Annotated in this window: 12 protein-coding genes and 1 tRNA gene; 7 read left to right on the forward strand and 6 right to left on the reverse strand. The window is 32.5% G+C overall.

Features of this window, described 5'->3' with window-relative positions; translation table 11 throughout:
- Nucleotides 1-2: 2 nt before the first annotated feature.
- From H6589_04965 to H6589_04980, 4 genes are all read left to right on the forward strand, one after another.
- Entirely contained in the window at nt 3-1,409 is a 1,407-nt protein-coding gene (locus tag H6589_04965; GenBank protein MCB9173939.1) for a dicarboxylate/amino acid:cation symporter, read from the forward strand.
- Nucleotides 1,410-1,480: 71 nt separating this feature from the next.
- The gene (locus tag H6589_04970; protein MCB9173940.1) at nt 1,481-4,288 is read left to right on the forward strand and encodes a hypothetical protein; all 2,808 of its coding nucleotides are present in this window, start codon (nt 1,481-1,483) and stop codon (nt 4,286-4,288) included.
- 14 nt (nt 4,289-4,302) lie between these two features.
- The gene (locus H6589_04975; protein ID MCB9173941.1) at nt 4,303-6,309 is read left to right on the forward strand and encodes an OmpA family protein; all 2,007 of its coding nucleotides are present in this window, start codon (nt 4,303-4,305) and stop codon (nt 6,307-6,309) included.
- A gap of 4 nt (nt 6,310-6,313) precedes the next feature.
- Nucleotides 6,314-6,398, forward strand: a tRNA-Ser gene (locus H6589_04980).
- 8 nt (nt 6,399-6,406) lie between these two features.
- Here H6589_04980 and H6589_04985 read toward each other — a convergent pair.
- Both H6589_04985 and H6589_04990 read right to left on the reverse strand, forming a co-directional pair.
- Complete coding sequence (locus tag H6589_04985) at nt 6,407-6,943, reverse strand: hypothetical protein (GenBank protein MCB9173942.1); 537 nt, start codon at nt 6,941-6,943, stop codon at nt 6,407-6,409.
- A 3-nt stretch (nt 6,944-6,946) separates the two neighbouring features.
- A complete protein-coding gene (locus H6589_04990) occupies nt 6,947-7,585 on the reverse strand; it encodes an MBL fold metallo-hydrolase (protein MCB9173943.1) in 639 nt (212 codons plus the stop codon).
- Between the two features lie 161 nt (nt 7,586-7,746).
- On the opposite strand from H6589_04990, the gene H6589_04995 reads away from it, so the two are divergent.
- The 3 genes from H6589_04995 to H6589_05005 all read left to right on the forward strand — a co-directional run bounded on the left by H6589_04995 (nt 7,747) and on the right by H6589_05005 (nt 12,465).
- Complete coding sequence (locus tag H6589_04995; protein ID MCB9173944.1) at nt 7,747-10,968, forward strand: PD40 domain-containing protein; 3,222 nt, start codon at nt 7,747-7,749, stop codon at nt 10,966-10,968.
- A 2-nt stretch (nt 10,969-10,970) separates the two neighbouring features.
- Nucleotides 10,971-12,161: an amidohydrolase gene (locus H6589_05000; protein MCB9173945.1), complete on the forward strand. Its 1,191-nt coding sequence runs from the start codon at nt 10,971-10,973 to the stop codon at nt 12,159-12,161.
- 82 nt (nt 12,162-12,243) lie between these two features.
- Nucleotides 12,244-12,465: a 30S ribosomal protein THX gene (locus H6589_05005; GenBank protein ID MCB9173946.1), complete on the forward strand. Its 222-nt coding sequence runs from the start codon at nt 12,244-12,246 to the stop codon at nt 12,463-12,465.
- 24 nt (nt 12,466-12,489) lie between these two features.
- Here H6589_05005 and H6589_05010 read toward each other — a convergent pair whose 3' ends face one another.
- From H6589_05010 to H6589_05025, 4 genes are all read right to left on the reverse strand, one after another.
- Complete coding sequence (locus H6589_05010; protein MCB9173947.1) at nt 12,490-12,729, reverse strand: DUF3820 family protein; 240 nt, start codon at nt 12,727-12,729, stop codon at nt 12,490-12,492.
- Nucleotides 12,730-14,406 carry a formate--tetrahydrofolate ligase gene (locus tag H6589_05015; GenBank protein MCB9173948.1) on the reverse strand — a complete coding sequence of 559 codons (1,677 nt, stop codon included), beginning with the start codon at nt 14,404-14,406 and terminating at the stop codon, nt 12,730-12,732.
- Between the two features lie 172 nt (nt 14,407-14,578).
- Nucleotides 14,579-15,118: a DUF1573 domain-containing protein gene (locus H6589_05020; GenBank protein ID MCB9173949.1), complete on the reverse strand. Its 540-nt coding sequence runs from the start codon at nt 15,116-15,118 to the stop codon at nt 14,579-14,581.
- A gap of 14 nt (nt 15,119-15,132) precedes the next feature.
- Entirely contained in the window at nt 15,133-16,722 is a 1,590-nt protein-coding gene (locus H6589_05025; protein ID MCB9173950.1) for a S41 family peptidase, read from the reverse strand.
- Nucleotides 16,723-16,785: the final 63 nt, after the last annotated feature.

Raw genomic sequence — 16,785 nt, forward strand, 5'->3', positions numbered from 1 at the left:
TTATGAAAAAACTTGCACTGCATTGGAAAATAATAATAGGATTAATTTTAGGTGTTGTTTGGGCTTATGTTTCTTCAAGTCTAGGTTGGGCAGGATTTACTAAGAGTTGGATAGCTCCGTGGGGTGATATCTTTATTAACTTATTAAAATTAATAGCCATTCCGTTGGTGCTTTTTTCTGTTATAACAGGAATAGCAGGTTTGTCGGATATTAAAAAACTAGGTAGGGTTGGGTTTAAAACACTCTCGGCATATTTGCTTACTACCATATTTGCGGTTTCTTTGGGTTTGGTATTGGTAAATACTATAAAACCGGGTAAAAATTTAAGCGACGACCAAAAAATAAAAAATAGAATTTCATACGAATTGTGGGCGCAAGAGAACAATATTAAAATTAAAGATGATAAAAAATTCTTGATAAATCCTAAGTACGTTAGTTATTTAGATGAGGCTAATCAACAGTTTCAAGAGGAAAAATTAAGAACAGAATCAGACGCAAGTATTCAAGATAGAAAAAAAACAGCACAACAAACCAAAGAAGCAGGTCCATTAGCGTTTATTGTAGAAATGGTTCCTGACAATATTTTTCTTTCTTTATCAAACAACAAGTTGATGTTACAAATCATCTTTTTTGCCATCTTTTTTGGAGTTGTTTTACTACAAATTGATAAAACAAAAGCGCTGAATGTAACCACTTTTTTAGATTCATTTAACGATGTATTTTTAAAAATGGTGGACATTATTATGGCAGGTTCGCCATTTTTTGTTTTTGCTTTAATGGCATCTAAACTAACCGAAATGGCTGGAGATAATCCTGATGCCATTAAAGAAATAATTATCAATTTAGGTTGGTATAGTATTGTGGTAGTTTTAGGCTTGGTATTAATGGCATTTGTTGTTTATCCGTTTTTGATAAAAATCTTTGTAAAAAAGTTTAATTACATTGATTTTTTCAAAAAGATTAGTCCAGCACAATTGTTGGCTTTTTCATCAAGTTCAAGTGCAGCAACATTGCCAGTTACTATGGAATGTGTCAACGATAATTTAAAAGTACCAGAAGAAGTTTCAAATTTTGTTTTACCAATTGGAGCTACTGTAAACATGGATGGAACAAGTTTGTATCAAGCAGTAGCCGTAATTTATTTGGCTCAAATTCATTTGATTGATTTAGATTTTACACAACAATTAACTATAGTTCTTACTGCAACACTTGCATCTATAGGTTCTGCTGCAGTACCAAGTGCGGGTTTAGTAATGCTGATGATTGTGTTAGATTCTGTAGGTTTAAACCCTGCATGGATTGCCATTATTTTTCCAATAGATAGAATTCTAGATATGTGTAGAACAGTTGTAAATGTTACTGGAGATATAACTGTTTCAACAATTATCGCTAAAACCGAAGAAAAATAATACAAAAGGATTTCTATAAAAACATTAATTTTAGCACAGTTATTGATTAACTCATTAAAACTTAAATTACGATGAAAAAAGCCCTTAAAATCACTGGAATTTCAATTTTAGCATTACTAATTATTATCGTTTCGTTACCATTTATTTTTAAAGGTAAAATCATAGAAATGGTGAAAGAAGAAACCAATTCAATGTTGAATGCAAAGGTCGATTTTGGTGAATTTGATATGGGGTTAATCAGTACGTTTCCTGATTTTAATTTTACTATCGATAATGTAAAAGTTGAAGGTGTTGATAAATTTGAGGGTATAGCTTTAGCTGACATTAAAAATCTTACACTTAAAGTAGATTTAATGAGTGTTATTAGTGGATCTGAAATTAATATCAAAACGATTAAAATAGAAAGTCCAATTATAAATGCTATTGTTTTAGCTGATACAACTGCAAACTGGGATATCATGAAAGTATCTGCAGAGGATACTGTTACAACTGTTGAAGAACCATCTAATTTTAAATTAGGGTTAAAAGAATTAACCATAAACAATGCTCGCATTGTTTACAAGGATGAGACCATGAATTTGGTCACCGAAATGATTGGTTTAAACTTTAATTTAAGTGGTGATATGACAGCTTATTTTACCTCATTAAAAACCAAAACAAGCATTGATACTTTGAACTTAAAAATGGATGGTATCAATTACATGAAAAATGCTGTGGTTGTTGCAACTGCCGATATTGATGCTGATTTGGCTAACTCTAAATATACGTTTAAGGAAAATGAATTTAAAATCAATGAGTTGATTCTTGGGTTAGATGGTTTTGTTGCCATGCTAACAGATGATATTGACATGGATTTGAAATTCAGTGCTAAAAAAACAGATTTCAAAAACATACTTTCCATGGTTCCTGCGGTTTATATGACTGACTTTAAAAACGTTAAAACAGCTGGTAAATTAGCTTTAGATGGTTTTGCAAAAGGAGTATATGCAGAAAACAAATTACCAGCATTTGCATTAAACTTAATTGTGGAGAATGCTATGTTTAAATACCCTGATTTACCAAAATCGGTAAACAACATTCAGGTTGATTTGCATGTAACCAATATTGATGGAGTAGAAGACCATACCGTAATTGATTTAAAGAAATTTCACATGGAAATGGCAGGGAATCCTATCGATGCTAAATTGTTGCTTAAATCTCCAATTTCTGACCCAGACGTGTTGGCTAGCTTAAAAGCAAAAATAGATTTAGCTACTTTAAAAGATATCATACCTTTAGAAAAAGGTGACGAAATGAATGGAATTTTCACTTCTGATGTAAATATTAAGGGGAGGATGTCGTCGATTGAAAAAGAAAAATACGAAGAGTTTAATGCTGAAGGTATGATGAGTTTAACAGGAATGTTATACAAGAGCGATTCTTTACCTTATGATGTAATGTTGAACCAAATGGGGTTAAAATTCTCGCCTCAATTTGTTGAGTTAACAGCGTTTGATGCTAAAATTGGTAAAACTGATTTACAAGCAAATGGTCGTATAGATAATATTTTATCGTATGTATTTAGCGAAGATCAAGTGTTAACAGGTCGTTTTAACCTTTCTTCATCTAATCTTGATGTAAATGAGTTTATGAGTGATAGTGACGAACCTGCAACTACTTCAACGGTTACTGCAGAAGAACCACTGTCGGTTGTTGAAGTTCCTAAAAACATTGATTTCACCTTAACATCATCATTTACTAAAATTATTTACGATAATATTCAAATAGACAATGTTAAAGGTTTATTGGTGGTGAGAGATCAAAAAATTGACATGCAAAATTTAAGCATGAATTTAATGGATGGAAGTATGATAATGGATGGTTTCTATGAAACGACTAATCCAATTCAGCCAGGCATTAAATTTGATATGGACATTAAAGAGTTTGATGTACAAAAAGTAGCCAATACCTTTACATCTGTTGCTGAAATGGCTCCAATTGTTAACAATACTCATGGTAAGTTTAATACAAAACTTGCTGTTAAAGGTGTATTAAACGATAAAATGGAACCAGACTTACAAACGTTGAATGGTGATGGAGTTATCCAAACAAAGAACATAGAGGTTAGAGACTTTAAACCAATGGTTAAATTGGCTGATGTGCTTAAAAATGATAAATTAAGAACTGTAAGTGTTGCTAATACTAATGTTACTTATGAAATTAAAGATGGTAGAGTTTACACAAAGCCGTTTGATGTGAAATTGGGTAATACTGTTGGAACAATGTCTGGTTCTAATGGTTTAGACCAAACAATTGATTATACTATGGCTTTAAAAATACCAAGTAAAGATTTAGGCGTAAGCAATGCGTTAAATCAAATGTCATCGCAAGCAAGTGGTTTAGGTTTAGATATTAAAGCTGCAGAACACATAAATGTTGATGTGTTGATTGGTGGTACAGTTACTGAACCTAAAATTTCTACCAATTTAAAGGGTGCTGCAAAAAATATTGTTGGTGATGTTAAAGAACAAGTTAAAGAAAAAATTAACCAAGAAATTGACAAAGCAAAAGAACAAGCTATAGCTAAAGCTAAAGAAGAAGCTGCTAAATTGGTTGCAGAAGCTAAAAATCAAGCAGATAAATTGCGTGCTGAAGGAAAAAAAGCTGGAGATGCTATAAGATCTGAAGCTGATAAACAAGCTCAAAAATTATTAGATGAAGCGGGAGGTAATTTTATCAAGAAAAAATTAGCTGAAGAATCTGGAAAGAAGTTAAAAGAGACTGCTGATAAACAAGCCTTAAAAGTAGAAGCAGAAGCTAATACTAAAGCTGATCAGGTTGAAGCAAAGGCTCAAGAAGAAGCAGATAAATTAATTGCAAAAGCAGAAGCTCAGAAGTAATTCTGATGATTAACATGAAGCAGTATTTTTTAATAGGTTTATTAATCCTTTCATCTTCTTGTGTTTTCTCTCAAGAGGATGATGCTGGTTGTCCTGAACCTAAAAAAAAAGCGTTGAAATTGGTTGAAACTGCTAAAAAAGGAGATTACGAAAATTATTATCGAGCATTAATTGAAGCAATAAAAATTGATGAAAATTTTTTAGAAGCTTACGATGAACTAGCCAGTATTAATGAACGAAAATCGGCTACAGCAAAATCTACCAGAGATGCTCAACAACATGTAAACCGTGCATTAGAATATTACAACAAAATAATAGAAATATGCGCTGAATATCGTGGCTTTTATGCTCCTATGCGTTTGGGCGATTACTATTATAGTATGAAGGATTATGGTAAAGCAAAACCGTATTACCAAACCATTTTAAGTTCTCCAAAAGCATTTAAAAAAGATGAACGTAAAGCTTTCGACAGGGTTCAAAACATCGATGCTTATTTCGCTTTGTTAAAAGATACTGTTCCGTTTAATCCTCAATTGGTTGTGGGGCCAGCTACTTCTAAAGATGAGTATTTACCAATGTTATCTCCCGATAATAAGTACCTGTATTTTACACGTAAGATGCCAGATGAAACTAAAGGTTCGTTTGATGGTGGAGATAAGGAATTGTTTATTGTAAGTCGACAAATAGCAAAAGACAAGTTTAGTGGTGGAATACCAATGCCAGAACCTTTTAATTTAGGTCAGTTTCAAGGTGGAGTGAGTATCTCTGTAAACAACAAAATTATTTTTATTACCATAGTAGAAGTTATTCCTTACCGAGGAACGAACCCTGCTGGTAGAGGTCAAATGTTTGATAATGCTGATATTTATTTTTCGGAATTTGTTGATGGTGTTTGGACCAAACTACAATCTATTGGAAGTAATATCAATACAGAAACAACTTGGGAAGCTCAACCCTCCATATCGGCAGATAATAAAACGCTTTATTTTACAAGAGTTACCGACCCTTTTGCACCAAACATGGACATTTACAAAAGTGAACGACGACCAGATGGCATGTGGGGAGACCCTATTAACTTAGGAGAAACAATCAACACTCCAACAGGCGATGAAAAATCACCTTTTATGCACTCCGATAGTTATACCTTGTATTTTTCTTCAACAGGTCATTTGGGCTTGGGAGGTTACGATATCTTTTATTCTAAATTAGACCCTACAACCAATCAGTTTTCAAAGCCAATAAACATTGGTTATCCTATTAATTCTGAAAATGATGAACATGGTTTTATTGTAAATCGTGATGGTGATAAAGCATATTTTGGTTCGGAAGATGCTGTAACCAAAGATTTAAACATTTATTCGTTTGATTTATACGAAAAAGCTCGACCACAAAAAGTAGTGTTTGTAAATGGCGAAATAAAAAACAATAAAGGCGAAGTTCCAGAAGGGGCACAAGTTATGTTAAAGAACACCAAAACAAACAGAGAAGTAGAAGGGGTAATAGATAAAAATACAGGAGAATATGTGGCTGTTATGACTGTTGATAAAGATGAAGATATTATGTTAACGGCAAAAAAGAAAGGTTATGCATTCAGTTCTCAACTGATTAGCTCTGATGAAATAGTAATAGGTAAACCAGTAAGAACGGAAGCCGTTGAAATTAAACCTATAGAGGTTGGAGAAGCGTATAAAATTAACAACATCAATTTTGCAACCAATTCGTTTGAGATTACACCAAAAATCACCTTGGTATTGAACGAGTTTATTGCGTTCTTAAAAGATAACCCAACAGTAAAAGTAGCCATACACGGACATACCGATAATGTTGGTGATGCTAAAGAGAACTTGTTGTTATCCGAAAACAGAGCAAAAGCTGTGTTTAATTATTTAATTTTGGAAGATATAAATCCTGCACGATTATCGTTTAAAGGTTTTGGATCAACCAAACCAATTGCAAATAACAATACCGACGAGGGTAAGGCTAAAAACCGTAGAACCGAGTTTGTGGTTGTAGGTAAATAAATACAGAAGAGTGGCCGAGTGGCTTAAGGCGCACGCTTGGAAAGCGTGTATACAGCAATGTATCGGGGGTTCGAATCCCTTCTCTTCTGCAAATTTCTTATTTTCGAAAAGTCCTGTCTTTTATTACAGTTAACCCAAAAATTCCTTTAGCCAACGTAATATCAATTGTTTTAGCAGCAACAAACTCTTCTAAATTAACATTACTCATACTGGTAATCTTTGGGTCAATTACTCCAATTTCTGATTGTAATTTTAGCTCAATGTTTTGTCCGCTCGTTTTGCAACCTATTATTTGATAATTAATGGTTTGGGCATTAGTAGTAATTAGCAAATTAAGTACAAGAAATAAGCCTGTAAACAAAGGTCCTACGCCCAATATATTAAATAAAATCATTTCATATTTTATAAATTGAAACCATTTTTGATACAATTTTAGTGGAATTAGAAAACCAACTACTGTAAAGCCAACAAAAAATTGAGTTAGCGTAAAAAAGTTGATTAAAATAAAGGGGTAAATGGTTATAATTAATCCAAAACCAATAAACATAGCAAAAACGGCAATAGTAATTACTTTTTTACTGTTGTCTTTAATTGGTTGATAAGGAGTTTCTACTTTATGTGTACTAGGTTTCAAAGGTTAATTTAAAAAAGGGTTGTGTTTTTTTTCATAACCAATAGTTGTTGTTGGGCCGTGTCCGGTATGTACTTCAAAATCATCAGGTAAAGCAAACATTTTGGTTTTAATACTTCTAATGAGGGTGTTGTGGTCGCCACCAGGCAAATCGGTTCTTCCAATACTTCCTCTAAACAACACATCGCCGTTAATTACAAATTTTTGTTCGTGATGTACAAAAACAACATGTCCAGGAGCATGACCGGGTACAAAAAGTACATCAAGACTTGAATTTCCAAATGTAATTTTATCTCCATCGTTAATAAAATGAGTAGGTTCTGGAGATTTGTCAACGGTAAAACCATATAAATGTCCGTATTCGGTAGTGGCGTGTAAGGTTGGTAAGTCTAATTCGTGCATATATAATTCAATATTAAACTTTGAACAAACATAATTATTGCCCAAAATATGGTCGATATGGCAATGTGTATTCAATAATTTAACAGGTTTCAGGTTATTGTTGGTAATGTATTTTGATAACTCAGCTTGTTCTGCACTAGAACAACATCCTGGGTCAATAATTACAGCTTCGTTGGTTTCATCATGTAAGATGTAAGTATTTTCTTGAAATCCGTTATAAACAAACGTTTGAATAGTTATCATTTTATTACTTTTTTAGATTAAATGTAAAAGTACACTTATTCAAAAAAATAAACACCTTGTTAACCCATTTGAGTAACTATTTTGAACTAAAATTGGTTATTTTTACAACTACTTTAAACAATTGTATTATTACTTTTTTTAAAAGATATAAATTCCTTTTGATGATTTTGGTTATGATTATTTTAAATAATCAGCAATCAAAAGCACAGTTTTATAATGGTACCAACACAGGGTTTGGTAAAAACAGGGTTCAGTTTAAAAATTACGAATGGAAATATTATCGTTTCGATAATTATGAAACCTATTTTTATACAGGAGGTAATGAATTAGCTGTTTACACATCAAAAATTGCGAAAGACTTTATTGAACAACAAGAAGATTTTTTTGATTTTGATTTACGTGAAAAAATCCAATTTATCATCTACAATAAACAATCTGATTTTAAACAAAGTAACATTGGGTTAAGTTTAGAAAATGGTGAAATAGGGGGGATTACTCAAATAATGGGTTCCAAAGTGTTTATTTATTTTAATGGTAACCATGCCGATTTTGACAAACAAATTAAGGCTGGAATTGCCGAAGTTTTAATCAACCAACAAGTTTATGGAGCAAGTTGGGGGCAAGTAGTTAAAAATTCGAGTTTACTCAATTTACCAGAATGGTACATCACTGGGTTAACATCGTATATTTCCGACCAATGGAATCCAGAAATTGAAAACCAAGTTAGAGATGGTATACAATCAGGAAAATATCAAAAATTCAATCGATTAAATACACATGAAGCTAATGTCGCTGGTCATTCCATGTGGGCATACATTGCAAATACCTATGGCGATAATGTAATTCCGAATATTTTATACATGACTCGATTAACTCAAAGTGTTGATAAAGGATTTTTATATGTATTGGGAGTATCATTAAAAACGTTGCGAAAAGATTGGGTAGAATATTATCAACACGATTACGAGAACTTACCTGATAATACTTTGGTGTATAAAGAATATGAGAAGCTTAAGTTAAGAAAACATCGAGAGTACAAACAGTTTAAAGTTAGCCCAGATGGACAATCGTTTGCTTATGTAACTGACCAATTGGGTCAATATAAAATTTATGTAACGTATTTATCTTCAACTAACAAGAAATACAAAATCTACAAACGTGAGTTTAAAATGTATCGAATAAATGACAAAACTTATCCAGTTTTGGCTTGGCACCCTGCTAGTGAAATATTAGCTTTTGTTACAGAGGAAAAAGGCTTGTTAATGATGCATTATTTTGATATTAATTCTGGAGGAATTGAAGTAAAAGCCTTGTTTAATTTAGAAAAAGTGACCGATATGGCGTACTCATCTGATGGGAAACAAATGATTTTCTCAGGTGTTTATAAAGGGCAGTCTGATTTGTTTTTGTATAACATTGCTGCCAACTCTCATAAAAATTTAACACAAGACATTTACGATGATTTAAACCCTAAGTTTATTGATAATTCTACTAAAATAGTTTTTTCATCAAATCGTACCAACGATTCGTTAGGAACAAAAGCTAAAAATCAAGAATTTGGGCAGAGTAAGCAATTTGATATTTGGGTGTTAGACCATGCTGCTGAAGATAAATCGTTGTTTCAAGTTACTACAACTAAAGATTCTGAAATACAGGCTTATGGTGTTGACTCCGCAATTTATTATTTAGGAGTTAAAAACGGTATTTATAATAGGTATCACGCGGTTAAAGATAGCTTTATTACCAGTATTGATACGAGTATTCATTATCATAAATTTTATGAAACCAGACCTAGTCAACAAAATAATAGTAGAGGAATTATAGAGCAAAGTATAAATCCTTTAGGAAATTTCACCGAAATAATTTTGGATAACTATAAGTATCATTTACTTACTAAGGAATATGCTAATATTTTAACACCTTATCCATCTGTTGCTGATACTTTAATTAAAAATAACATTGATACTACGTTTAAGGGAAGTGATGTTCAATCAACTGTTCCTTTGGTGTTGTTTAATTCTATTCAATTAACAAAAGATACGGTTGTTGAAACTGTAAATATTGACAAGTATATTTTTGAAAAAGAGAAAGAAAAAATATCGAAACGTACGGTTGTAATTGGAGATGATAAGCACGAAAAAGATAGTTTGATTAAAGAGTTTAAATTACCAAACCAACGAAACTATAATTTATCTTTTTTCAACGACAACTCATCTTTAAAACTATCTAATTCGTTTGTAAACCAAGAGTATCAAATATTTACAGGAGGTCCTTTTACAGGACCAGATATTGGAGGGGTTTTAAAACTTGGAGTTGTTGATTTGTTCGAAGACCATAAGTTATTTGGAGGGGCAAGAGTATCGTCAGGTTCAAGAGAATATTTTATGACCTTACAAAATTTTTCGCAACGAAGAGATAAAGAATACACTTTTGCAAGAAGTACTGCTGATGCAAGTGATGGGTTTGATATTTATGGTGTTACAAGTAACATAGGAAAGTATTCGGTTAAATATCCTTTTAGCGAAGTCGCATCTTTACAATTTACAACTGGTGTAAGAAACGATGTTATAGTGGTGAAATCTATTGATAGAGTTTCGTTGTTGGCAGAGAATTTAAATGAGTACAGAGGTACTTTAAAGGCTGCTTATGTTTTCGATAATTCGTTACCAAAAATGTTAAACATTTATTACGGAACCAAATTTAAGGTGTTTGCAGAGTATTATCAGGAGGCATTTGACAATAGAGATGGTAAAAATGGAAACACTCAAATTGTAGGATTTGATTTACGTAACTCATTAAAACTAAGTCGTGAATTAATATGGGTAAACCGTATTGCGGCTAGTTCATCTTTTGGTAAGGAAAAACTAATTTATTATTTGGGTAGTGTAGATAATTGGTTGGATCAATTCAGTAATTCAAGTCGATTTATTAATCAAGAGGATATCAATCGAAAGATAGATTATAGGTATCAAGCATTAGCTGCAAACTTGAGAGGGTTCCCGCAAAACATACGTAGAGGGTCAAACTTTGCAGTTGTAAATAGTGAGGTTCGGTTTCCAGTATTTTCTTATTTTATTAGAAGACCAATCCGATCTAACTTTATTAAAAATTTCCAAATTATTGGGTTTGCTGATGCAGGAATGGCATGGGATGGTTTAGACCCTTTTAGTGAAGAAAACAGAATTACCAAAGAAATAATTAATGATGGACCTATAACTGTTGTTGTGTTTAAAGAATCTTATCCAATTGTTGGAGGTTATGGGTTTGGAGCTAGAACAACTGTTTTGGGTTATTTTTTAAGAGCTGATTGGGCATGGGGCGTTGAAAATGGAATTGTTACCGATAAACCAGTGTTTTATTTATCATTAAGTCTAGATATATAATTATGGATATTAAATCAATAATAAAAGATAAAGCTGCGACATATAAAACAGAAGTGATTGCTATTAGAAGGCATTTACATCAATATCCAGAATTATCGTTTAATGAGTTTGAGACAGCCAATTTTGTAGAGCAAAAATTAAAAGAGTTTGGAATAACAAAAATATCTAGACTTGTTAAAACAGGAGTTGTTGCCTTAATTGAAGGTAAAAATCCTTCGGCTAAAGTAATTGCTTTGAGAGCTGATTTAGATGCTTTACGAATTCAAGAAACAAATGAGGTGGGTTACAAATCAAAAAATGATGGAGTAATGCATGCTTGTGGACATGATGTACATACTTCATCGTTGTTGGGAGTTGCAAAAGTTTTACAAGAGCTTAGAACTGAATTTGAAGGAACAATAAAATTGATTTTTCAACCTGGTGAAGAAAAATTGCCTGGCGGAGCTTCATTAATGATAGCTGAGGGTGTTTTTGAAAATCCTAATCCAGAATCAATAATAGGTCAACATGTTTTTCCGGAGTTAGAGGCTGGAAAAGTAGGATTTAAATCAGGTATGTACATGGCTTCTACAGATGAGATTTATGTAACAGTAAAAGGAAAAGGTGGACATGCTGCCTTACCTCATTTGGTTATCGATCCAGTATTAATTACATCACATATTATTGTGGCTTTACAACAAGTTGTTAGTAGGTTAAACAAACCAACAACACCAAGTGTATTGTCATTTGGTAAGGTTTCGGCTAATGGTGCTACCAATATTATTCCTGACAAAGTTTTATTAGAAGGTACTTTCCGCACTATGGATGAAGATTGGAGAGCTAAAGCGCATACTAAAATGAAAAAGATGGCAGAAACCATTGCTGAGAGTATGGGAGGGGAGTGTGAGTTTAATATTGTAAAAGGTTATCCATTTTTAGTTAATAATGAAGATTTAACCAATAAGCTAAAACAAGCAGCAATAGATTTTTTGGGTAAAGACAATGTTGTTGATTTGGAATTAAGAATGACTGCAGAGGATTTTGCTTATTACTCACAAGTAAAGCCAGCTTGCTTTTATCGTTTAGGTATTCGTAACGAAAAAAAACAAATTAATGCAGGGCTTCATACTTCGAAGTTTAATATAGATGAGGATGCTATTGAAACAAGTATTGGTTTAATGACTTGGTTAGCAATCTGCGAAATGCAATCGTAATTTCTTTAACTAAAAAATTTCTTTTTAGCACTCTTTTTTTCTATATTTGTTTGATTACGAACTATAAATAAAAAATTATATTATGGGTAAAGGCGATAAAAAAACTAAAAAGGGTAAAATTAGTAATGGTAGTTATGGTGTTACTAGAAAAAGGAAAGAGAGTGTTAAGATTGCTGTAAAACCTAAACCAAAGAAAGAGGTTGCTGTTAAAAAAGAAGCACCTGTAGAAAAAGCAAAACCTGCGGTTAAAAAAGCTGCTCCAGCAAAGAAAACTACTGCTAAAAAAACGGTAGCAAAAAAATAAGATAAGTAACATAAAAAAAAAGCCTTACAAACGTGAGGCTTTTTTTAATGGAGTTAACAAATCTTCTAATCCATTTATACGTATTTCAAGCATGGTTTCGAGTAAAATGCCAAGCTTTCCTTTTGGAAAGCCTTGTTGCTTAAACCAAAGCAAATAAAACTCTGGTAAGTTACAAATTAACGTGTCTTTGTATTTTCCAAAAGGCATTTTAATTTTCACCAAATCGAGTAAAATAGTTGGATTTGCTGGGTTTAATTCATTCATTTAAGATAGTCCTGATATTTTTCCGTTATTATCTATGGTCATTCCTTCCGATGCTGGATGTTCTGGTAAACCAGGCATACGCATCATGTTTCCAAAAATAGGAATAACAAAACCAGCACCAGTAGCAAATTCAAATTCACGCACGGTAACTCTAAATCCTGTTGGTCTTCCGGTTAAAACTTCGTTATCAGAAAATGATTTTTGTGTTTTTGCCATACAAACTGGTAAGCCTTGCAAACCTAAGGTATCAATCTTTTTTAAATCGGTTAAGGCTTGTTTAGCATAATCAACACCATCAGCACCATAAATTTCTTTAGCTATTTTTTCAATTTTATCTTTAATTGGTAAACTCCAATCGTAAAGTGGTGTAAAATTGTTTTTACCAGCATTTACTTCATCCACTACTGCTTTAGCAAGGTTGGTCATACCATCACCACCTTTAGCAAAACCTTCAGCAACCACAGCTTTTACACCCATAGCTAGACATCTTTCTTGTATCAATTTAACTTCTTCGGTAGAATCGGAAGGAAATGCATTGATTGCAACAACAGGGTTTAAACCGAATTTCTTACAGTTTTCAATATGTTTTTCTAAGTTAGCAAAACCTTTGTTCACTCGTTCAACACTTACATCGTTGTATTGCTCTTTAGTAGCACCTCCATGGTGTCGTAAAGCTCTAATAGTAGCTACTAATACCAATGCTTTTGGTTTCAAATTACCCGACACACATTTAATGTTTAAGAATTTTTCAGCTCCTAAATCAGCACCGAAGCCAGCTTCAGTAACAACATAATCAGCTAATGATAAGCCCATTTTTGTAGCTAAAATAGTGTTGGTTCCTTGTGCAATGTTTGCAAACGGACCACCATGTATTATAGCAGGGTTACCTTCTAAAGTTTGTACCAAGTTAGGTTTAATAGCATCTTTTAAAAGAATTGCCATAGCATTTTCAGCTTTTAAATCTCGAGCATAAACTGGTTTTTTACTAAAAGTAAATCCTATAAAAATATTTCCTAACTTTTGTTTTAAGTCTTCAAAACTTTGCGACATACATAAAATTGCCATTACCTCCGAAGCTGGAGTAATGTTAAAACCATCTTGTCGAGGAACACCATTTCCAGTGCCACCTAAGCCTATTACAATATCACGTAAAGATCGGTCGTTCATGTCCATTACACGTTTCCAAACAACTGTTCGAGCATCAATACCTAAATTGTTGGTTTTGTTTTGAATGTTATTATCGATTAAAGCAGAAAGTAAGTTATTTGCTTTTTCTATGGCTGAGAAATCGCCAGTAAAGTGTAAGTTAATGTCTTCCATTGGAACCACTTGAGCATAACCTCCACCAGCAGCACCACCTTTAATTCCAAAAACTGGACCTAAAGATGGTTCTCTTAATACCACCATTGCTTTTTTACCAATTTTATTCAATCCTTCTGTAAGCCCAATTGATGTAGTAGTTTTTCCTTCGCCAGCAGGAGTGGGAGTAAGGGCAGTTACTAAAACCAAGTTACTGGTTTTTATTTTTTCGTTATTTATTAAAGTTAACGGCAATTTAGCTTTGTATTTTCCATACATTTCTAAATCATCATCGTTAATATCAAGTTTTTTAGAAATACCTGTAATGTGATTCATTACATTTTTTTGAGCTATTTCAATATCAGAAGGAAATCCCATTTTTTATGTTTTATAATTTAGCCTAAAAGTAAAAAATATAGAGAAGTAAGCGAAGTAATCTAAAATAAATTTTGTCTATAAATTTGTTTAATAGACAATTTATAAGAAAAGAAGGGGATGTATTTCTAAAATACATCCCCTTCTTGTAAGGTTTATGATATCGTTTAGTTTATTAGTGCTTATGTACTTTTGCCGATATATTTAATGTTGTAACTATTGGATCGGTATTAGCTGTAATACTTACTGTTTTAGTTTGTTCGCCTTCTTGTTTTCCAGGACTGTAAACCACTTCAATTTCACCAGTTTTTCCAGGAGCTATTGGCTCTTTTGGATAAGTTGGAACAGTACAACCACAAGAACCTGTTGCATTCTCAATAATTAATGGTTCTGAACCTGTATTTGTAAATTTAAACACATAAGTATTTTTTGAATCTTGTTCAATTTCTCCAAAACTATGACTCGATTGTGCAAATTTAATCGAAGTTTTTGCTCTACTTTCTGATTGAGTAGGCTGTTGTGGAGGTTGAGGAGAAAGAGTTGGGTCGTTTATTGGAGTAGGAGGTGTAGCAGCTACATTCGACACCATGTTACTTGTTGGTTGGGTTACTTCTACAAGTTCAGATGAATTTCCAGAATCATCCATAATAAAGGTATCAATTACTAAGGTAAACGCAATAATACCTAATAATCCAATTTTAATATTTTCTTTCATGTTGTTGTATAAATTTAGTTATAGACTAGTTTTTCTTTTTTAAATGAATCGTTGTTAATTTCTTCAATGGCTTTTTTATAAGAATTGTTAAACTCGTTCGAAATTTGATAGAAGGCCGAAGTACCCCATATATTTCTTGCTACTAAAGCTTTTAATCTATTTATAATAATAGGTTTGGAAATATTAATTTGTTCATCATTTGGCTCAACTTCATTGTTTTTGGCATATTCTATAAACTGGTTAAACAATTCTTTTTCTGCATCAAAATTAGATGCAAAATCGGTTACTGTAGTATGTTTTTTTTCAATTTCTGCCCTCTTATTGTCCATATACGATAATGTAAAATCATTTAATAACCCTTTGCGATTAACGGTTCCAAAATATTCAGAATAAAGTGTTGTATCAATAGGTACAAAAACATCAGGCATAATACCACCACCACCATAAACAGTTCTCTTACTATTTAATGTTTCGTATCTCAACGAATCAGGAAAAGTAATACTATCTTCATTCATTAATTCTCCATGCTCGTAACGGCGGGTTAGCTCGTTGTAATAATCTTCTTTTCCACCTTCATACGAACGTTGAATACATCTTCCTGATGGAGTAAAGTATCTTGCAACAGTTAACCTAACTGCTGATCCATCAGTTAATGTAAATGGTTTTTGAACCAAGCCTTTTCCAAAAGAACGACGACCTATAATTAAGCCTCTATCGTAATCTTGTATTGCTCCTGAAACAATTTCTGAAGCTGAGGCAGAACCTTCATCAATTAATATGACTAGCTTACCTTTTTCAAAACCACCCTTAACTGCAGTATAATATTCTTGTTTTGGATTTTTATTTCCTTCAGTAAAAACAATCAATTTTTTATCGTCTAGTAATTCGTCGGCTAATTGGATAGCTGTTTTTAAGTATCCACCACCATTACCACTTAAATCGACAATAAGATGCTTCATTTTTTGTTTTTTCAAACTTTCTAAAGCATCAGTAAATTCTTTATCTGTGTTTTGAGCAAAGCGATTTATTTTAATGTAACCAATATCTGGAGTAGCCATGAAAGATGCATCTACACTAAAAATTGGAATTTCATCTCGGGTAATGGTAAAATCCAACAATTTATTTGATGAGCGTCTAAGTATAGAAACGTTCACTTTTGTACCTTTTTTTCCTCTCAATTTATCTTGTACATCGCTGTTTTGAAGACCTATACCTGCAATGTTTTCGCCATTTACTCCTACTATTTTATCACCTGCTAATATCCCCACTTTTTCACTAGGGCCACCTGCTATGGGTGAAACAACAATTAACGTATCATTTAGGATGTTAAACTGAATGCCAACTCCTTCAAAATTTCCAACCAATGGCTCATTCATTTTTTTTACTTCATCAGCTGAAATATAAACTGAATGAGGGTCTAATTCTTTTAGTGCTGCTACAATAGCATCTTCAACAATTTTACTTTCTTTAGTAGAATCTACATAAGCATAATTGATGTATTGGAGTAGGGCGTCAAATTTACGACCACCTTCTGTAGCAAATTGAGCTTTTAAACTTATAAAAGAGCTTATTATAAGCAGTAGTAGGGTTGTTTTTTTTATCATAGGGAATTGTTTCTTATGTCTTACACAAATCTAACAATTTTAGTTACGAATATTTTGTTAAAT

This window comes from Flavobacteriales bacterium (assembly GCA_020635795.1).
Lineage (GTDB): Bacteria > Bacteroidota > Bacteroidia > Flavobacteriales_E > Vicingaceae > Vicingus.